Raw genomic sequence first — 19,936 nt, forward strand, 5'->3', positions numbered from 1 at the left:
AGTTTTGTTTACGGTTTCAGCGTATGAAACCCAGAGTAAATACGTGTAAATGTAGTAAACCAACACGCCGCACCAAAGATATACGCAATCACGGCAAAATGTTGTGGGAACAAACAGAACAACACGAAACAACCAATGGTCTCGGTGCCTTCTGTTAGACCGCTCATGTAGTACAGAGATTTGTGTTTGTAGACAGGGTTATCGATACCGCGTTTACCTGCCATGATCGCGAAAGCTAAGAAGCTGCTCCCCGTGCCAATAAACGAGAAGATCAAGAATGCGCCCGCGACGGCGTTTTGTTCTGGATTTGCCAACACAAAACCAAATGGAATCAAAGAATAGAACAAGAAGTCCAAGCTAATATCGAGAAAGCCTCCGGCATCGGTAATGCCTTGGATTCTTGCCAACGCACCATCTAATCCATCACAAATTCGGTTCAGCAGGATAAACGCTAATGCGAGTGTGTATTGCTCTGCCATCAATGCTGGTAGGGCAAAGCAACCAAGGGCAAAACCGAACAGTGTGGTTTGGTTAGCCGTCACGCCACATTTGTCGATCAGCTTTGCGCTTTGTGCCAGTGGCCACTTAATGATTTTGATGCTTAGGCTATCAAGCATGACTTGTCTCCCACGGCCAGTTTAGGCAACGGCTGCCTGCAGGGATATCGTCTTCATCGTGAGTCACCATCAACGCGGGAATATTAGCGAGTTGAAGCTGTTCCACGACCCAGTTACGAAACTGCACGCGCAAATCTTTATCGAGTTTGCTGTATGGTTCGTCGAGTAGGGCAACTTTTGGTTTCGCCAACAACATACGAGTCAGAGCGATACGGGCGCGCTGACCACCTGATATTTGATCTGGGAAAGATTCCGCGAGCTTGGTTAACGAGATGTGTTTCAATGCTTGCATCGCACGTTCTTTACGCTCAGCCCCTTTGATTGAATCAGGCAGAGCGAAGGCAAGGTTTTCCCATACGGTGAGGTGCGGAAAGAGCAAATCGTCTTGGAACAAAATACCTACCTGACGCTTATGCGCAGGCAAAGCATCCAACTTTTCATTATCGAGAGTGATTGAGCCTGAATAGTCGAACTCGGAAGATAGGTGACCAGCAATGGCATCCAATAAAGTGGATTTGCCACAGCCGCTAGGACCCATCAGGGTAACAATTTCACCTTTCTCTACCGTCATGTTGAAGGCAGAGAAAAGCGTGTCGCCATTGGTTTTATGGATGGCGAGGTTTTCGAGACAGAGACTCATTCGGTAGTAAACCTTTAATAGACAACCGGCGATACTTAACGTGTAAGCGGCTAAGTAAAATCGCAAAAGAGAAGAACATTAACGGCAAGAGAGCTTGCCAAATTGCGTAAATCGCAGTGACACGACGGTCAAAGCCACTTGATAGGGCGACCGCTTCTGTTGTTATTGTGCTGATGCGACCAGCTCCCAGCACGAGTGTTGGTAGGTACTGCGCTAAGCTGACACTAATGCCAACTGCCCAAGCAAAAGCAATCGCAGGCAAAAGAATGGGCAGTTTGACTTTTAACCAAGCCTGCATCGGTGATTTACCAAGGCTTAAGGCGACACGAGTCAAACCATTGTCGAAGCTGCGCCATGGACCGTCGAGTGATAGGTAAACAAACGGGAAAGCAAAGAAGACGTGTGCCCAACATACCCAGAACAAGTACGCGCTGCTGTCGAGGTACAGCGTGACGACTTGCATTCCAAACAAAACGGAAAGCTGCGGAATCAACATTGGCACGGCAATGATGTACCCTGGGACTTGCCAGCGGTAACGCAGTCGGTATTCGTGAGCAATCAGAGCAAGTACCAGAGCAATTGATGCGCTGATCATCGCAATCAACATGCTTTGCTCTAGCGTGCCAAGAATGCTTTGCCACTCGTATTCCCAAAAACGTAAGCTGTAACGGCTTGGTAATAAGTCAGGGAAACGCCAACGTTGTGCAAAGCTCCACACCACCATCAACGGCACCATCAACAGTGCGAGTAGAGCAATCATAGAGAACAAGGTCTTTCCTGGTAAGCGGAAACCGCTACGACCGGAGTATTGCCAGCGTTTAAAGCCTTTAGTAACGCTCCACTCTACGAGTCGAGCAAAGCCAATCAATAGGCTCGCAATCGCAAACAACACAACTGCACCCGCCGCCGCTCTTGGTAGGAGGGATAAATCAGGATCGTTAAACCACTGCCATACCAATACTGCAAAGGTAGGAGGATTGGTTGGACCGATAATTAGCGCGACATCGACAACGGATAAGCTGTAAGCCAGCACGGCTAGGATTGGGAAGCGCAGTTTTGCTAACCATTGAGGGAAAACGCATTTCCACCAAGCTTGAGCCGAGCTATACCCCATCGAATGACTGACTTTTTCTATCTTCTCGACCTTCAATTGTTGAAGAATCGGAATACTCATCAACAAAAGGAACGGGACTTCTTTGATGGCAAGCATGATGATCAAACCCAGTGCGTATGGGTCTTTGATCAGCAACGCTAAGTCATTCACCGTTTGCGCATTTGGATCGTAACCAAACATTTGGTTGAGTACGCGAACGCCCATACCTGTTGGTGCAAATAGGAAAGCAAAACCAATGGCGAATGCCACGTGTGGCATGGCAAGAAGCGGAGAAAGACTGACTTCGATTTTACGCCAGAATTTACTTCCCCAAGAAGCTTGCAGAATCGCAAACGTCATCAAACAAGCAAGGTAGCTACTGAAAATGGCAGAGTAGAACGTTAGACCAATAGATGTCCACACGCCTTCCCAGTCAAACACAGCATCAAAGCCATCAAGTGAAAAATGATGTAAGCCGATAGGGGGAACATAGCCGAGCGCAGAGACCACCACCCCGAGTAGACCCGGGATGGTTGGTAATATACAAACTGCGATAATAACTAGATACAGCGCTCTTAACATGGGTGATTATTAATTCCCGTAGCGTTTCAACCATTCTTTTTCTAGTGCGGCTTGCCAGCTTGGATGTGGCTCTGCAATAGATTTGAATTGTTGAGTATTTTTAGCCGTACCAGTCAGGTATTGGCTGCTTAGCACTGAAGGATCACCCCAGGTGTTGATATCACCTTTACGAGATTGCGCTTCAGGACTTAATAAAAAGTTTATAGCAACTTGAGCCCCTGCACTGGCGTTTGCGTTCCAAGGGATAGCTAAGAAGTGAATGTTAGAAAGTGCACCCGCATCCATCGCATACGCTTTGGTGCTATCTGCAAGGTTGCCGCTAGATTGTGCTGAATAAACCGCATTTGGGTTAAAAGTGACGGCTAAGTCAATCTGACCATCATCTAGTAGTTGTACCGTTTCCGCTGTGCCACCCGGAAACTGCTTACCGCCACGCCATGCGACTTTGTGAAATTCATCTAGGTAAGCCCATAGAGGTTGCGTGATAGTTTTGAATGATTCGTCTGTCACTGGCTTTTGCAGTGCAGGATCGTTATTGCTCAGTTCGATCAGTAGAGATTTGATGAAACTGGTGCCATGAAACTCCGGTGGGCGAGGGTATGTCAGACGATTTGGAAACGCTTTTGCGTAGCTCAGCATTTCAGCATATGAGCTTGGCGGGTTGTGCAGGGTTTCTTCATCGTAGATAAACACCAATTGACCTACGCCCCAAGGCGCTTCTAGACCATCTGTTGGTTCAGAGAAATCGACATCAACAGGCAGGGTTTTATCGACATACTGCCAGCTTGGTAAACCTTCAACGAAAGGACCAAACAATAGTTGGTTGTCTTTCATCGATTTAAAGTTTTCGCCATTAATCCAAACCATATCAACACTGCCACCGCTGTTTTTCCCTGCGGCTTTTTCAGCAATAAGACGAGTGGTGGTTTCAGAAATATCGGTGACCTTGACGTGGTTAAGTGTCACGTTGTAGCGAGATTTAAGCTCTTTGCCTGCCCATTGGATGTAGCGGTTAATTTCTTGGCTACCACCCCAAGCATGAAAATAAACGGTCTGACCGTCGGCTTGCTGTTCTATTTTTTGCCATTCTTCAGCGGTCGAAGATGCAAAAGAGGAGGTCGCGAATGTGGTGGCTAAAATGCCAATGGTGCTAAGTAGCTTTTTCATACGTAATCCGTGTTTCTTTATCTTTGTTTTCATTTTGGAGCTTTATATTCCCATGAGGTACAAACGGCTGTTTTGGTACTCTGAATTGGGGATAAACCACGCTGGAAGCTCCGTTCCCTCTAGATGGATAGTAATCTATCTTGCTCTATTATCAACGCGAATTTGATAATAGATTCAGAGAATTACTCGCCTTGTGAGGTGATACCAATCCACGTCAGTTTTTGGTCTTAAAAGTCACCAATTTAAGGACAAAGTGTGAGCAAATCAGTAGCAATGAAAATAGTGCGACTCTCGATAAGTCGCACTATTTTGGCTTCAATAATGGATAGACCGGATTACTTCGCTAATTCTTCCATGTTGATGCCTTTTTTCTTTGCGATGTATTTTGGAATCAAAGACATGCCAAACAGCACAAGACCCGCAACCGCAAATTTTACCAACAACATTGCAGACACACCGTTTGTTGCGATGTCACCAGCCATGTAAGCAAAAATGAAAGCACCTGGCGCCATGGTCAACAGAGAAACCAGAGCGTAAGTGCCAAGGTTTAGGCTGGTTAGACCGTAAGCGTAGTTTTGTAGGCTGAATGGGAATACAGGCACAAGACGAGTCAGAATCAAGAAGCTGGTGCCGTTTGCTGCTACACCGTCATCGATTTTCTTGAAGATTGGGTTGTCGCCAAACTTCTTCATGATGGTGTTACGCAGTAGGAAGCGCGCCACGATAAAGGCTGCTACTGCACCAAGCGTTGCAGAAAAGAGCGCCAATACACCACCTTTGATAGGACCAAATACGATACCTGCCACAATGGTAAATGCGCTGCCCGGTAGTAGGAAAACACACGCAAATACGAATGCTGCTACGAATACGGCGTAACCCCACACACCAAAGCTTGCGATCCAATCTTGTAGGCTCTTGATGTCAGTGATGATTTCAAGAATGCCAGTTTGTTTTGCCGCGAACAGAGCGAGAGCAACAACAGCGACGATAAGAGCGATTTTTACGAGTTTCATAAGTTCAACTTCACTTAAACCTAATAATTAAAAAGAGATAGCGACACAGAGACAGTTACACTGACATACACTTGATCAGGCCCGCTTTTGACTTGTAGCGGTTGAACCAAGCTTTTACAGGGCTCGCAAGTACGTTTACTGGCGGCTCATCACCTTGCATGATCACAGGACCGAACATCAGATCCAGAATGTGCCAAGACTTTGTACCAACACCCATCATGGATGCACGACATGCCGAGCAATAAACCACTACGTAGTCGGTTTCAAACTCTTCAACACGGCGCTTAATTACGCGCGTTGCCACATCTGGGTTTGCAGGTACAACCATGCCGCCGAAGCCACAGCAGCGGGTGTTTTCTCGTGTGTGTTCTGGCTCAGAGGTTTTGTAACCAAGTTCGTTTAATATCCAACGGATACCGTCTTGCAGCTCTTTCTCGTAGCGAGTTGAACAAGAGTCGTGAATGGTAAACACCACGTCGCTGTTTTTGGCTTTGCCGCGCAGTTCTTCCGGTAAACCAATTTCAGGAAGTAGCTTCCACAAAGACACTGGTTTTTGTGTGCCACCAGATTTTTTGATCATGCCGTAGCAGCTTTGACACGCCACAATCACTTCTTGTGCGTCTAGCTTGTCAAAATCAGCCTGTAGCTGACCGTAACGCTCTTTAAACTTCTCCGTTTGACCGATAGCTGCAGTCGGTTTGCCACAGCATTTTTGAACTGCGCCCATGTCTGGAAATACTTGCTTTAGGTAGCTAGCAATGGCAGCTACACCTTCAGGTGAATAGGATGGCAAGCTGCATCCTGGCATAAATACTTTATTACTCATTTTGTCGATACCGCTCGTTTTGCCATAGTGAAGATTTTTGAGAAGCCAAGCTTCTGGTGCATGTTGATCGCTTTATGACCCGGCATTGGAGATTCACCGTTGTTTGCCTTAACAAAGTCAGCACGTGCCCCTAGGAACATCTCTTTCATTGGGAAGTCTTTCGGACACACGATAGTGCATTGGTCACACGCGTTGCATGAGTAAGCCATCAGTGGATCCATCGACTTGTTGTTCACAAAGTCGGAGAAAATGGTTTTCGGACAGTCGCTGAAGTCATTCATCATGATGCACTCGGTCATACATAGCTTGCAGCTGCATTGCAGGCAGCGAGAAGCTTCTAGTTTGATTTGCGCTTCAGTAAAGCCTAAATCCACTTGTGCAAAATCCTGCTTACGCTCTTCAGCGTCACGCAATTCACCGTGTAGGCGAGGGGTATCTACCGTACCTTTTGGTAGTGGTACGTCTAGACGAGATGAGTAACTGTATTCTTGCTCGAAGTCGCGGTCTTCAGTTAGTGGACGAGTCGTTAGGAAGCGTTCAACGCTCATTGCTGCTTTACGACCTAATGCCATCGCTTCAATTACGATGTTCCCGCCACACGCATCACCAGCTACGAATACGTCTTCTAGACTAGATGCTAGTGTTTGTTTATCGACAACGTAACGGCCACCGCGAGTTTGCTCTAGTGCACCGTCAGTAATATCTGCCACGATTTGACCCGTAGCGAAAACAACGGTATCCACAGAGATAGTTTTGCTTTCTTCGCTGTACTGAGGTGCAAAGTTGCCTTGCTCATCAAAGATCGACAGCACTTTCTTGATAGTAATGCCTGTTACTTTGCCGCTCTCGTGCTCGATAGCGACAGGTCCCCAACCCGCATGGAATTCAACGCCTTCTTCTAGTGACTCATCGATTTCGATTTGGCTTGCAGGCAGGTTCTCAAGGCTCTCAAGTGAACATTGGTAAACTTCACTTGCGCCGATACGCCATGAAGAGCGTGCGCAGTCCATCGCTACGTCACCACCGCCGATAACCATTACGCGCTTACCTGCTCGTGGGAATTGGCGAGTTTCAGAAATCTCTTTTAGGTATTCAACCGCAGAGAACACGCCATCGTTGTCATGACCCGGCAGAGGGATGATCGAACCTACGTGCGCACCATGTGCAAGTACCACCGCATCATGCTCGTTGCGTAGTGTTTCGAAACTGATGTCTTTGCCGATCTCAACGCCAAACTGAGTTTTGATTCCCAGCATCGCTAAGTAGCTGTATTCGAAATCGATAACATCGCGTGGCAGGCGGTATTCAGGGATACCAACACGCATCATACCGCCGTAAACGTCCAGCTTTTCATAGATGGTGACTTCATGACCCTGACGACGTAGTTCGATTGCCGCTTGAGCGCCAGCAGGACCTGCACCTACGATCGCGATGTGCTTGTTAGTTAGGGGGGCAATGTTTAGATCCCAGTGATCTTGGTTATCCATTTTCTCTGCGACGAAACGTTTAATCCCAGCTACGCTGATTGGCTGACCAAACTCAGAATTACGGCGACAAGACGCTTCACACGGATGTGCGCAGATGCGACCTAGTGTTTGAGGAAGGAATAGTTTGCTACGGATCAGATCCAGAGCACCTTGAAAATCACCTTCACCCGCCATGCGAACGTATTGCTTTACGTCTGTGTGCATTGGGCACGCGGTTTGACATGCCGGATCGGCATCACCCATACAGCCATCGACAATTATTTGAGCGGTGTCGAATAGCTTTTGACTAAAAATTACATTGTTCATTAACTGCTATTTCCGTGTTGATTAGCTCTTGCCGTTGATAACGTTCACTTCAGGTTTTTTCTGCTCATAGTGAGCATGGCTGTACTCGATCCATGAACCGTCATAGTTGTAGACGCCTTCTGCGCCAAGTACTTCAGTAAGAATCATGGTGGTGTGGGCAGAACGAACACCGGATTGGCAATAAGCGATCACTTTTTTGCCTTTGATGATGTCGCCATAAAGAGCTTGCAGTTCTTGTGCAGATTTCAGCGTTGTGTCTGCGTTTAACGCTTTGGTCCAGTTAATGTGAACACTGCTTGGGATAGTACCCGGACCGTACGCACCAGAAACCGCAACGTCACCGTTGAACTCGTCGTTGCCGCGAGTATCTAGGATCACCCAATCAGGGTTGTTTTGCGCTGCGATAACCATATCCAGTGTCGCTAGCGTGTTGTTGTCTTGTTTTGTGTTCGGTGCTTTGTATTCAACTGCGGCAACGCTTGGGTTTGCAGAGCCAGTTGGGTAACCAGCGCCCATCCAAGCGTTCAAGCCACCATCTAGGTAACGAACGTCTTGATGACCAAGGTTATGGATTTGCCAGTAAAGGCGAGCGGCATCGTGGTGAGAGCCTGCTGCGTAAACCACGATTGTGCTGTCAGCTGTTGCGCCGAAGCTGCCCAGAATGGTCTCCATTTCTTCGGTGTTATTGCTCATACCACCGAAGTCGTATTGACCATCAGCCGCCGAGTAATCGTTACGCCACATAGTGTAAGAGCCAGAAATAGGACTATCTGGTTTGATAGGGTTTAGCGCACCGATCACAACCACATCTTTGTCGCCGTCCATCAGCGACTTAAGTTGTTGTGCCGAAATGAAGTGCTCAGGATGAGCATATTCTGCGAATTTCTGCTCTTGAGCAGCGGCATCCACAATCACAGCCTCAGCTGAGAACATCGTATTGTAAGCTGAGTAGCCAACCGCTGTGACAGCTGCTAACACACCCAACGCAATCGTCGATTTTTTCATGAGTTGCTTCCATATTTTAATTTAAAGTTTTGCTGCCGAATCCTCGATGTTTCGACAGATAGAATGCTTTTGATGGGGCAGTGCTGACATGAACGTTTCTTAATCATTTTTGGTGTTCATGGCTTAAAATAAGCGGAAATGCGCTCTACCCCTTTATGGGTAAGGCATTCTGAGGAAATCGTTTAAATGACGATATTGTGGTTTCCCACAATAATGATGTGGGATTGATCTAAAGCAACAAAGTAGAAGGGGGAAGTGGTGCTAAAATGTGCCACAACCGAGTTTTGGTAGTATTTCATAAGTGATTGATAATTATTCTCAAAAGTTAATTCTTTTCATTTTTGCTCTCTCCTTTTTCTTTACCTCTTTTGCCTCTGCTAATGATCAAAAAGTACCGAGAAAAGACTACGATGTTGGCGTTTTAGCGCTGCGTGGACACGCACATGCTCGTGAAGCGTGGCAACCAACTTTGGATTGGTTGGAGACTCAGAATCCTGGCTATCAATTCAACCTACATACTTACGATTTCGACCAACTTGAAGATGCATTTTTGCACGGTTGGCTTGACTTCATTCTGACTAGTCCAGGGCAGGCGACTAAGTTGGCACGTGAATACCCAATCAACTGGTTGGCAACGCAAAAAACTGCCTATAGCAACCTACCAAATAAGTCGATTGCTTCGGTGGTAGTGGTGCGTGAAGAGTCGCCTTATAAAACGCTGCGTGACATCAATAAAGCTAATGTCGCGGCGGTATCGGAAAAAGCCTTTGGTGGCTTTCTCGCGCTGCGTTATGAGCTCGATAAGCTCGGCTATTTCAATTCCTCTTTCTTCGAAAAAATTCATTTTACTGGTCCACCAACTGACCAGTTGATATTGGACGTGATCAAGAACGATCTCGATGTCGCGATCGTCCCTGCATGTACTCTGGAGAACATGGCGAAGGAGGGGCGTATCCAACTGCACAGCTTACGTGTATTGAATGAGAAGCGTCCTGCTGATTCTGTTTGTGCGGTGAGCACGCCACTGTATCCAAACTGGACCATGGCTATGACAGAGCGAGCGCCCACGGATGTGGGGCAAATGGTGGCGCAAACCCTTTTCGCAATGCCAGAAGATCATCCAGCAGCCGTTGCGGCGAATAACGTTGGCTGGATGTTGCCTGCGCCGAGCATTAACGTTGATAAAGTCTACAAGCACTTAGACATGCATCCGTTGCAAAAATCTTGGGGACAAAAAGCACAAGAATGGCTGCATAAGAACCAAGCGATCGCAATGGCGTCGTTACTGACTTTGCTGCTATTGACGGGATATCACTTCTGGTTGGAATGGAAGTTTCAACGTAGTCGTGAAACGTTAAAAACCACCATGAACGACTTACGCCGTAAGAGCTCAATGTTGGAGCATGCCCAACGTATCACCATTGTCGGTGAACTTGGTAGCAGTATTGCGCATGAAATTAATCAACCATTGGCAGCAATCAAAAACTACAGTCAAGGGGCGAAAATGCGCATGGAACATGGCGCGACTGCCGAAGAAATGGCGCCAATCCTCGATAAAATCCAACAACAGGTGACTTCTGCAAGCGACATCATTCAGCGCCTTCGTAGCTTGATAAACAAAACACCGATTGAAAAAAACTGGGTGGATCTACCTTGTTTGATTGAAGAAGCGATGAAGCTGGTGGATTACGAATTCCAACGTCATCGAATCCAACTTGGCGTGCTTTACTCTGGTGAGCCGCAAAAAGTCTTTGCAGATGTGACAGGTTTGCAGCAGGTCATTCTCAATGTTTTAAATAATGCCAAAGATGCGTGTTTGAGCCATTCGCCGAAACGTAGAGATTTGTACGTGGATCTGCACGTGAGCTTCTGTGATGAGATGGTCATCATTGACGTGACGGACAACGGCATTGGAATTGAAGAAGAAAGTACGCCATTGGACCAAGCTTTCTACACCACGAAGGAAAATGGATTAGGGCTAGGTCTGGCAATATGTCGTGATGTACTCGATGCGCACCAAGGCAGCATGCAATTTAGGTCCATAGAGCCCACTGGGTGTCAGGTGACCATTGTTTTACCGTATCAGGAGGCTTGTTATGAGTCGTAACCTTTGTCCACTCTACATCGTTGATGATGAAGAGCCAGTATTAGAATCCATGGCGTTTATGTTGGAAAGTTATGGTTACGAGGTTGAGTCTTTTTCTAGTGGGATAGATTTTCTCAACAACGCTGAATTGTCGGCTCCGGGTTGTGTTTTGCTTGATAGCCGTATGCCCGAGATGCGGGGACAAGATGTCCATCATGTAATGAATGAGAAATTCAGCCCTATCAGCGTGATTTACCTAACTGGTCATGGCGACATACCTATGGCTGTCGATGCACTAAAAGATGGCGCATTAGATTTCTTTCAAAAGCCTGTTGATGGAAACGCGCTTGTGGTTGCAGTGGATAATGCTATGGCACAGTCATTAAAAAACGGTGAAAAGTTGAGTGCGAAACAGGTATTACAGAATCTCACCAAGCGCGAGAAAGAAGTACTTGGATTGGTAGTCAAGGGGATGAAAAACCAAGAGATGGCCGATTCGTTGTGTGTTTCTCTAAGAACAATTGAGGTACATCGCTCTAATGTGATGAAAAAACTTGAAGCAGAAAGCCTTGCAGTATTGATTCGCAAAGTCGGGCATTTGATCTAATTGATTTATGTTTTGGGGGCAACGAACTGAGCTATTTAGGTCGAATTAATCACTGTAACCTAATGATATTTTGGGAAAGGTTTGCTCAACCGGTATCAGGAAGATAACATCAGTACCCAAAATGAAATGAATCTTAATCTTGGCTAGAACCTAACTATGTTTGTCGATACCGTTAAAAGTGCCTTTGCTTCACTAAACACGCATAAACAAGCGATTGCGAAAGCGACCGCTTTACCGATTCTCTTTTCTGTTATTCTTGATCTCCTTTTAGGTGCAAGTGAAGGCGATGGTGCTGCTATCTTCGTACAAATCTTGATGGCGCTATTGTCTGCGATCGTCGCGATTAACGTGCACAGTATTATCCTTAAAGGTCCTCAATCTGTCCCTCAGTGGGGGCGTTTCACCCTTGGCAAGATCGAAATGTGGTTCATCGGTCATTACTTGGTGATGACAGTTGCAGTAGTCGCCGTTGCCGCCATCTTTGCGATGATTAACGTTGCGCTTGCCGCAATTGTACTGTTCGCACTTGGTGTGATCTGTTGCCGATTGGTGTTGGTGTTTCCCGCCATTGCTATTGGTAAAGGTGTGTCATTCCCTTATGCATGGAACTTAACCAAAGGGTACACATGGTACATGATGGGTGTAGTGATCTTGGTACCGCTTCTGTGTGGTATCGCAATATCACCTCTGGCGTATTTACAACTGCCAATCCTAATGAGTTTATTAAGCTTCCTAGTGACCATCATCGGGATTGCTATTTTGTCTAAAGCGTACGAGCAATTAAGTGGTTTTGATGGACAATCTTATTCTCAGCAGTCATTTTGAAGTCACTTAAGTAGATGTTATGAATGAAGAAGCGCCTCCTTTTAGAGGCGCTTTTTTATGGTTACTTGTAGGCAAATTTACTTGGTTTTGTAAGAATTTATTACAAATTACATTTTTTAAGTGATATAAAGCACACCTTCGATGAGGCTGGTTTTGTTTTTGACTGGCTCTTATCGAGAAAAACCGTGACGTTTCAATTGACGAATAAGGAAGGTGCTTTTTGCTCATTAGTCCGCCCTAGAACGATCTCTCAGATGCGTTTGCATCACTCCCTTCACCGTGCGCAATGCACCAACTAAGGCAATACGTTTATGAGAGATTTATGTTTAAATTTACAAAAGATACTTGGTTTAACAACGTTAAAGGAGATTGTTTATCAGGAGTTGTTGTAGCACTGGCACTTATTCCAGAAGCTATTGCATTCTCTATCATCGCAGGACTCGACCCCAAAGTGGGTTTGTATGCCTCGTTTTCCATCTGTGTCGTGATTGCGTTTACTGGCTCAAGGTCCGGAATGATTTCCGCGGCAACCGGAGCGATGGCGCTATTGATGACCACTTTAGTTAAAGATTATGGTCTGCAATATTTGCTCGCTGCGTCGTTTTTCGCTGGTGTACTGCAGTTATTGATTGGCTACTTAAGGCTAGGGGATTTAATGCGTTTTGTGTCTAAGTCCATTATGACTGGATTTGTAAATGCGTTGGCAATTTTAATCTTTTTGGCGCAACTGCCTGAACTGACGAACGTTTCTTGGTCCGTTTATGCATTGACCGTTTTAGGACTAGCCATCATCTATTTGTTTCCATATGTGCCGAAAATCGGAAAAATGCTACCGTCCCCTTTGGTATGCATTATCACGGTGACAGTGGTTGCGTTGATGTTTGATATCGATATTCGTACTGTTGGCGATATGGGGCAGCTACCCGATTCGCTTCCCGTATTCATGATTCCCGATATTCCCTTCAACATTGAAACACTCCAAATCATTTTCCCTTATTCATTAGCTCTCGCCATTGTCGGTGTCCTTGAATCACTGATGACCGCATCTATCGTCGATGAGTTGACGGATACAGAGAGTGAGAAAAACGACGAGTGCAAAGGACAGGGGATTGCGAATATGGTCGCATCGCTGTTTGGCGGTATGGCAGGATGCGCAATGATTGGTCAGTCGATGATCAATATCCAGTCTGGCGGTCGAACACGTTTATCGACGCTTTGTTCCGGTGTGTTTTTGCTGATCATGGTGGTATTTTTGGGGGATTACCTCAAACAAATCCCAATGGCTGCGCTCGTTGCAGTGATGATCATGGTTGCGATAAGTACTTTCTCGTGGCACTCCATTGCAGAAATGCGTAAACACAGTTTATCGACAAACCTTATCATGCTATCGACGGTGATTGCGGTTGTTGCCACCCACAATCTTGCTATTGGTGTGCTGGTGGGCGTTTTATTAGCGTGTGTCTTTTATGTGAATCAGAGCCGGACTTTAATGAAGGTTTCGGATGAAGTCATTGTTGATAACGACCATACGATTCACAAAGTTCATGGGCAAATCTTTTTCGCTTCCGCTTATAGTTTCACTGATATGTTTGATTTCGATAATGCGACGCGATACATCACGATTGATTTATCCGATGCGCATTTTTGGGATATCACAGCAATATCAGCTTTGGATAAAGCCATCATTAAGTTTCGTAAAGGCGGCTCTATTGTTGCTGTAACCGGAATGAATGAAGCAACCTTGGATATGATAGATCGCCACGCGGTTTATGATGATCCTGAAAAGCTGGCTAAGCAAGGTATGGGGCATTAGAAACAAAAAAAGCAGCCAAAGGGCTGCTTTTTTAGGGATTCTTTCAGAGACTTATTGTCTCAGAAACAAATGTGGGATTAGTTTACCCAGTCACGCAGTGTGAACGTTAGTTCGTGATCTGCGTTTTTCAGTACTAGACCATCGTTAGTCAGAGTAATGTCGCTCCAATCAGAAAGCGTTTCAGACATTACTTTTTCAATCTTCATTTGGTCTTCCATACACATCTTCATGGTCATGCCCATTTTCTCGATGCGTAGTTGGTTATCTTTTAGTTCAGCTTGACCGAAGAAGTTGTTACAACCTGCATTACCGTTCGCTGTTAGGTTTTCACCAATTTCTAAGCGAGGTGCTTGGCGTTCTTCTGCTGCGATGTTTTTGCCATCGATTTGAACTAGCTGCCAGTTGTGGTGCTGTAGATCTTGAGCCGTAATTTCTTTCACATTGTCACCGTTGCTAGCGCATGCAGTCATTAGAACTGGAAGTGAGATTGCTGCTACTAACGTTTTTAGGCTAAGCTTCATTTTATTGACTCCGTTTTTAGAAAACGTGGTAAGTATAGGTAATAAAACAGTGTTTTTGTCAGCATACGGTTATGGTTTCGTATGTTTTTAAACACGGCGTATTTTATAACAGAGATCCCATTCCAGGTACTAAAATTCAGCGAAAACTTCGAAATTTCTTACAGTTATTCGACTATAAGTGAATCGGGTCTTGATGAGATAACCAAAGAACGGGTTGAGCATGGAGCAACTGGAGTTTTTTACCGTCCCAAGTCCTTGTGTCGGAGTGTGCACTTCTGACGAAAAGGGCTATTGCAAGGGATGCATGCGTAAACGAGAAGAGCGGTTTAATTGGCTGAGTTTTACTCCTGCACAACAGTTGCACGTGATTAAGCTGTGTCGTCAGAGGTACAGAAGAAAGGTGCTAGCAGGGAAGGGGAAAGCAGAACTGCCTCAAGATGACTTATCCCCGCAACAGGATTTGTTTTAGTGTTGTTTACGCTTTATTACTTATGACTAACTATTCCCGGCCCAGTCTGAACTACTTATCCATAAGAGCCGGGAAGCTCCTATCCATTTTCGTGCTCAAAGTGATGAGCACTTGGCGTTACTTTAAAGACCATTGGTCGCTTACCCAGCCTCCTGCTTGTTCGTCGAAGTGACTACCGGCAAAGCGGTGATTTTGTTCCACGTCTAATTTACTGGTGGGTAATTCATCCATCATTTGATGAATGTATCTTGCCATTGGATCAGTACATGCTTCACGCTCTCTGCGAGTGACCACTTCTTTAATTATCTGCAGTCTATAGCTGTTGCTGGCTCGTTTCATTTTTGACCTCCAGAACTCGATGGCAGCAGTTTGAACACATTGGCGTTCAGATCGCTGCTCATTGGCGGGAGCGTAGAAGCCCATCGCCTTCGTTTGAAGTCTGAGAGACAAATTGTTTGAGAGCAGTGTTTGTAACGCCATTCGCATCTTTCTCAGAATCATTGACTGTGTGAATAAAAGTTAATTGCTCAAACACAGTTGATGAATCTTCATATTCGAAAGACCTTATCAAACATAGAAGCCCTACACATGGTCGTCAACAACGTAAATGAACATTTTTTGAACGATTTGTGAAGGTGGCGTTTTATCAGAGATTTAGCGCAAATAAAAAAACCGGAGCCACTTGGGCTCCGGTTGGTCTTAGAGTCAGTCTGACACGCCTTATCTCAGTTGTTATGCAACCGAATGGCTGTCAATGTCTAAGTGTAGACAAGAATGAAGTAAATTAGCTACCTGAAGCAGGACAGCCTTTCACTGATTGGCCGTTGCTCAAGTACTCAATGTTACCCAAGTTCTTATCGAAATCTGCCGCAGAAATCTGAGGGTTATTAACGAAGAACTCACGCAGTATAGCTGCATCTGTTTGCTGGGTTGATTTAACATCGATGATTGGGTAATTATCGCCACCCGCTGCACTAAAGCTAATTACAGAGAAAGTGTACTCAGCTTTTGGATCAAAGCCTTTACCGTTGATGTCTGTAATCGTTACGTCTTTCGCATCACAGTTAACTGATAGCGTGATGTTGTCTAGTTGAGCGTATGCACCAGAGCCAGCAGATTTTGTTGCTACAACGTCTAGGTAAGCTTTAACCTCTTCACCAGTCATGGTTGCTTTTGTTACAAAGTTACCAAAAGGTTGAACTGTTAGAACATCGCGGTAAGTGACATCACCTTTCTGGATAGAATCACGTACACCGCCTGAGTTCATTACACCAAAGTCAGCATTCACTAGCTTGTTCGTGCGGTATGCTTTACCCAGTAGGTGACCAAGGTTAGTTTGTTGTGAACGGACAACATTACGGTCGCCTTCAAGCTTGCCGTCTGTGTTTGAGATTACTTCGTCCAGCAAATCTTGACCTTGTTGTTGGTATGGTAGAAGCAGCGCTTTTACTGTTGCATCAGGTTTAATTTGGTTTTGAATGAATTGGTAATCACCATTTTCATCTTTCGCTTTTAGGTTTACTGGAATCAGTGCGTAGTTCGCTAGGTGAAGCTTGCCATCGTAGTATTCGAAATCTGCACGACCTACGTATTTACCCCACTCATGCGCTTGCATGATGTAAGTGCCATTTTGCTGATCTGGTGTACACTCATCACCTGGTTTGAAGTCCGCGTAGTTGTTCGTACCTGGCTCCATACATACTGGGTTTTGCGAGTGACCGCCGATGATAGCGTCTAGTTCACCTTCTTTTAGAGAACGTGCTAGTTGAACATCACCAGGCGCTTCGCTACCACTTTGACCATTTTGGTAGTGACCCATATGTGTTGTTGCGAATACTAGGTCGACTTTCTCGTTAGCTTCGATCTCGCCCAGCACTTTTTGGATTTCAACTTGAGGATCCTGGAAGTAGATGTCTTTTACGTTGTCTGGGTTTACAAGTTTTGCTGTATCTTCAGTAGTAAGACCGATAACCGCAATTTTCAGACCGTTAATCGTGAAGACTTTATAAGGAGCGAAGTAACGTTCATCAGTTACTTTTCCGTCCGCATCTTTTTTGTAGATGTTTGCTGCTAGCATTGGGAAATCAGCTAGCTCAGCTTGCATATCTAGAACATCTAGAGCGTTATCAAATTCGTGGTTACCCACAGCCATTGCGTCGTAACCCAGAAGGTTCATACCTACGAAGTCTGGCACAGCGTTCTGCATGTCTGACTCTGGTACACCTGTGTTGATGTCACCACCAGACAGTAGGATAGACTCGCCACCATTTGCTGCTACTTCAGCACGAATAGACTCAATCAGTGTTTTACGTGCAGCCATGCCGTACTCACCTTTGCTGTTTTCCCAGAAACGACCGTGGTTATCGTTTGTGTGAAGAACAGTGAACTTGGTACATGAATCTGCAGTGTCACAAGTGATTGGAGAGTTGTCGCTGTCTGAGCCACATCCTGCTAGCGCAGCGCCGACTGAAAGTACCAAAAGGGATTTGTAAAACTTCATAAGGGATCCTTTCTTTGTGATTTTGATTTTATTACGGCGTGAAATATACGGAAATAATGTGAAACTTTAGTGATCTATATCTTATTTACAGTTTTGTTGAATACAGGAAATAACAGGGCTGCAAACCGCGTCGACAAATAAACAGAAACCGTATTTAGAAAGGATTTAATGTTTTTACTAATTAAATTTGTGAGTCGCTTAATTGATTTCAATTTTCTAATGTGAATCAATACGCATTTTGGTGAGATATGGAGCAAACTTTGGTGATTATTTTGCCAGATTAATGTCTTCTTACTCTCTACGAAACAAATAGTTAAGATTTTTCTGTACGCTGTGTTGAGGAGTAAGGATGCTCAAAAAAACAACCGCACTTGCCGCGGAAATCGATTGCTCATGGCAAAAGCAGTTCAGTGTGAGCTGTAATTTGTACAATGGCTATTCTTATGACCCTCACTATTGGCAAAAGTTCTCCGATCTTTGCGCTGTATTTTTATATCAATCAGACGCCGTTACGTTTATATCTTGTCCCCCTAAATTATGGGAACGAATTAAACATTTTCAGCCAAGTGAGCTGGAGAGAAAACTCAATAATAAACAAATGTTCTGTGAATATGATGATGTCGACTACTATTTATTTAATGACGACAACGTCAACAAAGACGATGGGATAATTCCTCTCTCGATCGAATCTGATCTCGAATTACTTGAATCTTTTGTCAGCCGAATGAGCGAAGAAGATATCCTTAAAGCGGACCTTGACCTCGATAGCCATTTTTTTTACGGCATATTTGACAAAAATGAGCTGGTCGCTGTGCTTGCTTCTTATTGTTATAAAGGGAAAGAGCCGTTTGAGTCTTTATCCATATTGGTTTCTCCTAAAGCAAGAGGAAAAGGGTATGGAAAACGCCTGCTCAGTCATTTAATCAATGAAGTGAAGTCGAGGCAGCGCAAAATTAGGTATCGAGTAAATAGTGAAAATACGCCTTCAATAAGGCTCTGCCAGTCTTTGGGGTTTGAAGCGTACAGTCGTCAAAGAGTGTTTACTCCGGAGTAGTGAGAAAGGCAAGCAATGGGATATACAGTTAGAAATGCAGTGAGAGATGAAGCGGATCAGATCGCCAAAATACACGTTGATTCATGGCAAGTCGCTTACCGAGGATTAATGCCGCAGAGTTACATTGACCAATTTACTCGAGAACGTCGAGAGCGTATGTGGACGCGAGTAATGACGGAGCAACTGGCCAATCTCATTGTTGTTGAGAAACAGAAAGAGATTGTGGGCTTTCTAAGTTATGAACTGCCTGATCACACCAGCGAAGACAAGACGGCAACGGTTACTTGTTGCTATGTTTCGCCTTTATACTTCGGGCAGGGCGCTGGCAGTGCTCTGATTGATGAATTAGAAACTCGTTTACTCTCGACACCAGTGATGCAAATTAGCCTTAAGGCGTTAGACACCAATAAACAAGGGCTTAATTTCTATAAGAAGTGTGGCTTTGTGCGATCTGGAGAGGAAGAGTCGGAGGTTATCGATGATATGACGCTCAACGACGTGACGCTGGTGAAGTACATAGCACGAACATAACTTACTGGTGAGAGTGTTTAATGCGGTGTTTGCAGAAAAGCACTATCGGTAATGAAAAGAGAATTGAGAAAAGAGTAGGGGAGATTTACTTCTGTTCTAAATAGTAAAACCCCGGAGGTGGTAAGTCTCCGGGGTTTTGAAATTTTTTAGATGTCTCGGTTGGTAAGTCCGATAATCTTTATGCAAAAGGTTTGGATTTTATCCGTTAATTCCTTGGTAGGGAATTAGATACGGATGAAGTCCATGTGCTCAACTTTTGGCTTGTAAGCGTGACGTTGAACGTCTTGTGGCTTAACTTTAACTTCAGCGCCGTCGATCACTAGAACGATACCTTCGTAGAACTCAGGCTTGTCCATTTGGTTAACGATGTCGTCGTGGTTAAGAACGATAGCAACTGCTGCTTCTTCACCGCCGTATACAACTGCAGGGAATTTGCCAGCGTGACGTAGGCGGCGGCTCGCACCTTTACCTAGTTCAGTACGTACTACTGCTTCGAATTTCATAGTATTTACTCTCAAATTAGTAAAAAATAAAACTTTACAAACACAATGCGACCTTGTGTTCGTAGTAAAGCTTGAAACAGGAACTGTTCAAGCGAGCGCGGATACTATCATCCTGCTCTACATTCAGCAACCAAAATTGTACCTAAATCACCAAAAAGCCAGTAATTCTTCGTCAAGAAGAGTGTCTGTTTTGTGGTGTCGGCAAAACTTTGTCCGCATTGCGCTGATTTTAACCTATTTGGCTTTTTGTCAGTACGTTTTTATTTGCCTAGGACTCAATCCTCTTTCCAA

The 19,936-nt window shown here is 45.0% G+C and carries 19 protein-coding genes; 7 read left to right on the plus strand and 12 right to left on the minus strand.

Annotation, left to right across the window (positions count from 1 at the left end; genetic code table 11):
- Positions 1–8: 8 nt before the first annotated feature.
- From MHO32_RS10885 to MHO32_RS10920, 8 genes are all read right to left on the minus strand, one after another.
- Complete coding sequence (locus tag MHO32_RS10885) at positions 9–617, minus strand: CDP-alcohol phosphatidyltransferase family protein (protein ID WP_005450653.1); 609 nt, start codon at positions 615–617, stop codon at positions 9–11.
- Complete coding sequence (locus MHO32_RS10890; protein WP_005450651.1) at positions 610–1,257, minus strand: ATP-binding cassette domain-containing protein; 648 nt, start codon at positions 1,255–1,257, stop codon at positions 610–612. The genes MHO32_RS10885 and MHO32_RS10890 overlap by 8 nt, the downstream gene beginning before the upstream one ends.
- On the minus strand, positions 1,223–2,932 hold the full coding sequence (locus MHO32_RS10895; protein WP_239211779.1) for an ABC transporter permease: 1,710 nt from the start codon (positions 2,930–2,932) through the stop codon (positions 1,223–1,225). The genes MHO32_RS10890 and MHO32_RS10895 overlap by 35 nt, the downstream gene beginning before the upstream one ends.
- Positions 2,933–2,941: 9 nt before the next feature.
- The gene (locus tag MHO32_RS10900; RefSeq protein ID WP_239211791.1) at positions 2,942–4,099 is read right to left on the minus strand and encodes an ABC transporter substrate-binding protein; all 1,158 of its coding nucleotides are present in this window, start codon (positions 4,097–4,099) and stop codon (positions 2,942–2,944) included.
- Between the two features lie 335 nt (positions 4,100–4,434).
- On the minus strand, positions 4,435–5,112 hold the full coding sequence (locus MHO32_RS10905) for a TVP38/TMEM64 family protein (protein ID WP_005450645.1): 678 nt from the start codon (positions 5,110–5,112) through the stop codon (positions 4,435–4,437).
- A 55-nt stretch (positions 5,113–5,167) separates the two neighbouring features.
- Complete coding sequence (locus MHO32_RS10910; protein ID WP_009698151.1) at positions 5,168–5,938, minus strand: (Fe-S)-binding protein; 771 nt, start codon at positions 5,936–5,938, stop codon at positions 5,168–5,170.
- A complete protein-coding gene (locus MHO32_RS10915; RefSeq protein WP_239211804.1) occupies positions 5,935–7,731 on the minus strand; it encodes an FAD-dependent oxidoreductase in 1,797 nt (598 codons plus the stop codon). The genes MHO32_RS10910 and MHO32_RS10915 overlap by 4 nt, the downstream gene beginning before the upstream one ends.
- 21 nt (positions 7,732–7,752) lie before the next feature.
- Entirely contained in the window at positions 7,753–8,736 is a 984-nt protein-coding gene (locus MHO32_RS10920; protein WP_239211807.1) for a sulfurtransferase, read from the minus strand.
- Between the two features lie 301 nt (positions 8,737–9,037).
- Between MHO32_RS10920 and MHO32_RS10925 the strand changes: the two genes are divergently transcribed.
- The 4 genes from MHO32_RS10925 (at position 9,038) to MHO32_RS10940 (ending at position 14,067) form a co-directional block, all read left to right on the plus strand.
- Entirely contained in the window at positions 9,038–10,843 is a 1,806-nt protein-coding gene (locus MHO32_RS10925) for a sensor histidine kinase (RefSeq protein ID WP_005450639.1), read from the plus strand.
- Positions 10,833–11,429, plus strand: coding sequence for a response regulator transcription factor (locus MHO32_RS10930; RefSeq protein ID WP_045488283.1), 597 nt, complete (start codon positions 10,833–10,835; stop codon positions 11,427–11,429). The genes MHO32_RS10925 and MHO32_RS10930 overlap by 11 nt, the downstream gene beginning before the upstream one ends.
- Positions 11,430–11,585: 156 nt before the next feature.
- Entirely contained in the window at positions 11,586–12,254 is a 669-nt protein-coding gene (locus MHO32_RS10935) for a hypothetical protein (protein WP_005450635.1), read from the plus strand.
- A 322-nt stretch (positions 12,255–12,576) separates the two neighbouring features.
- Complete coding sequence (locus MHO32_RS10940; RefSeq protein ID WP_005450633.1) at positions 12,577–14,067, plus strand: SulP family inorganic anion transporter; 1,491 nt, start codon at positions 12,577–12,579, stop codon at positions 14,065–14,067.
- A 77-nt stretch (positions 14,068–14,144) separates the two neighbouring features.
- Here MHO32_RS10940 and MHO32_RS10945 read toward each other — a convergent pair whose 3' ends face one another.
- Entirely contained in the window at positions 14,145–14,588 is a 444-nt protein-coding gene (locus MHO32_RS10945) for an META domain-containing protein (RefSeq protein WP_005450631.1), read from the minus strand.
- Between the two features lie 220 nt (positions 14,589–14,808).
- Here MHO32_RS10945 and MHO32_RS10950 point away from each other — a divergent pair, with 220 nt between their 5' ends.
- On the plus strand, positions 14,809–15,057 hold the full coding sequence (locus MHO32_RS10950; protein WP_017188178.1) for a DUF1289 domain-containing protein: 249 nt from the start codon (positions 14,809–14,811) through the stop codon (positions 15,055–15,057).
- 117 nt (positions 15,058–15,174) lie between these two features.
- Here MHO32_RS10950 and MHO32_RS10955 read toward each other — a convergent pair whose 3' ends face one another.
- Positions 15,175–15,396: a hypothetical protein gene (locus MHO32_RS10955; RefSeq protein WP_005450627.1), complete on the minus strand. Its 222-nt coding sequence runs from the start codon at positions 15,394–15,396 to the stop codon at positions 15,175–15,177.
- Positions 15,397–15,841: 445 nt separating this feature from the next.
- Positions 15,842–17,557 (minus strand): bifunctional UDP-sugar hydrolase/5'-nucleotidase UshA, encoded by a 1,716-nt coding sequence (ushA, locus tag MHO32_RS10960; protein WP_009698144.1) that lies wholly within the window; start codon positions 17,555–17,557, stop codon positions 15,842–15,844.
- A 349-nt stretch (positions 17,558–17,906) separates the two neighbouring features.
- Between ushA and MHO32_RS10965 the strand changes: the two genes are divergently transcribed.
- Entirely contained in the window at positions 17,907–18,611 is a 705-nt protein-coding gene (locus tag MHO32_RS10965; protein ID WP_239211810.1) for a GNAT family N-acetyltransferase, read from the plus strand.
- A gap of 15 nt (positions 18,612–18,626) precedes the next feature.
- Complete coding sequence (locus MHO32_RS10970; protein ID WP_005450623.1) at positions 18,627–19,142, plus strand: GNAT family N-acetyltransferase; 516 nt, start codon at positions 18,627–18,629, stop codon at positions 19,140–19,142.
- Positions 19,143–19,366: 224 nt separating this feature from the next.
- Here MHO32_RS10970 and rplY read toward each other — a convergent pair whose 3' ends face one another.
- The gene (rplY, locus tag MHO32_RS10975) at positions 19,367–19,645 is read right to left on the minus strand and encodes a 50S ribosomal protein L25 (protein WP_005450622.1); all 279 of its coding nucleotides are present in this window, start codon (positions 19,643–19,645) and stop codon (positions 19,367–19,369) included.
- Positions 19,646–19,936: the final 291 nt, after the last annotated feature.

The organism is Vibrio sp. MMH1-50, assembly GCF_022347645.1.
Taxonomy (GTDB): Bacteria; Pseudomonadota; Gammaproteobacteria; order Enterobacterales; family Vibrionaceae; genus Vibrio; species Vibrio harveyi.

Bases quoted from the DNA above. Each gene is read 5' to 3' on its own strand.
- MHO32_RS10940 (WP_005450633.1), top strand. From the start codon at position 12,577: ATGTTTAAATTTACAAAAGATACTTGGTTTAACAACGTTAAAGGAGAT.
- MHO32_RS10930 (WP_045488283.1), top strand. From the start codon at position 10,833: ATGAGTCGTAACCTTTGTCCACTCTACATCGTTGATGATGAAGAGCCA.
- MHO32_RS10885 (WP_005450653.1), bottom strand. From the start codon at position 617: ATGCTTGATAGCCTAAGCATCAAAATCATTAAGTGGCCACTGGCACAA.
- MHO32_RS10970 (WP_005450623.1), top strand. From the start codon at position 18,627: ATGGGATATACAGTTAGAAATGCAGTGAGAGATGAAGCGGATCAGATC.
- MHO32_RS10965 (WP_239211810.1), top strand. From the start codon at position 17,907: ATGCTCAAAAAAACAACCGCACTTGCCGCGGAAATCGATTGCTCATGG.
- MHO32_RS10910 (WP_009698151.1), bottom strand. From the start codon at position 5,938: ATGAGTAATAAAGTATTTATGCCAGGATGCAGCTTGCCATCCTATTCA.
- ushA (WP_009698144.1), bottom strand. From the start codon at position 17,557: ATGAAGTTTTACAAATCCCTTTTGGTACTTTCAGTCGGCGCTGCGCTA.
- MHO32_RS10915 (WP_239211804.1), bottom strand. From the start codon at position 7,731: ATGAACAATGTAATTTTTAGTCAAAAGCTATTCGACACCGCTCAAATA.
- MHO32_RS10900 (WP_239211791.1), bottom strand. From the start codon at position 4,099: ATGAAAAAGCTACTTAGCACCATTGGCATTTTAGCCACCACATTCGCG.
- MHO32_RS10920 (WP_239211807.1), bottom strand. From the start codon at position 8,736: ATGAAAAAATCGACGATTGCGTTGGGTGTGTTAGCAGCTGTCACAGCG.
- MHO32_RS10950 (WP_017188178.1), top strand. From the start codon at position 14,809: ATGGAGCAACTGGAGTTTTTTACCGTCCCAAGTCCTTGTGTCGGAGTG.
- MHO32_RS10890 (WP_005450651.1), bottom strand. From the start codon at position 1,257: ATGAGTCTCTGTCTCGAAAACCTCGCCATCCATAAAACCAATGGCGAC.
- MHO32_RS10935 (WP_005450635.1), top strand. From the start codon at position 11,586: ATGTTTGTCGATACCGTTAAAAGTGCCTTTGCTTCACTAAACACGCAT.
- MHO32_RS10945 (WP_005450631.1), bottom strand. From the start codon at position 14,588: ATGAAGCTTAGCCTAAAAACGTTAGTAGCAGCAATCTCACTTCCAGTT.
- rplY (WP_005450622.1), bottom strand. From the start codon at position 19,645: ATGAAATTCGAAGCAGTAGTACGTACTGAACTAGGTAAAGGTGCGAGC.
- MHO32_RS10955 (WP_005450627.1), bottom strand. From the start codon at position 15,396: ATGAAACGAGCCAGCAACAGCTATAGACTGCAGATAATTAAAGAAGTG.
- MHO32_RS10905 (WP_005450645.1), bottom strand. From the start codon at position 5,112: ATGAAACTCGTAAAAATCGCTCTTATCGTCGCTGTTGTTGCTCTCGCT.
- MHO32_RS10895 (WP_239211779.1), bottom strand. From the start codon at position 2,932: ATGTTAAGAGCGCTGTATCTAGTTATTATCGCAGTTTGTATATTACCA.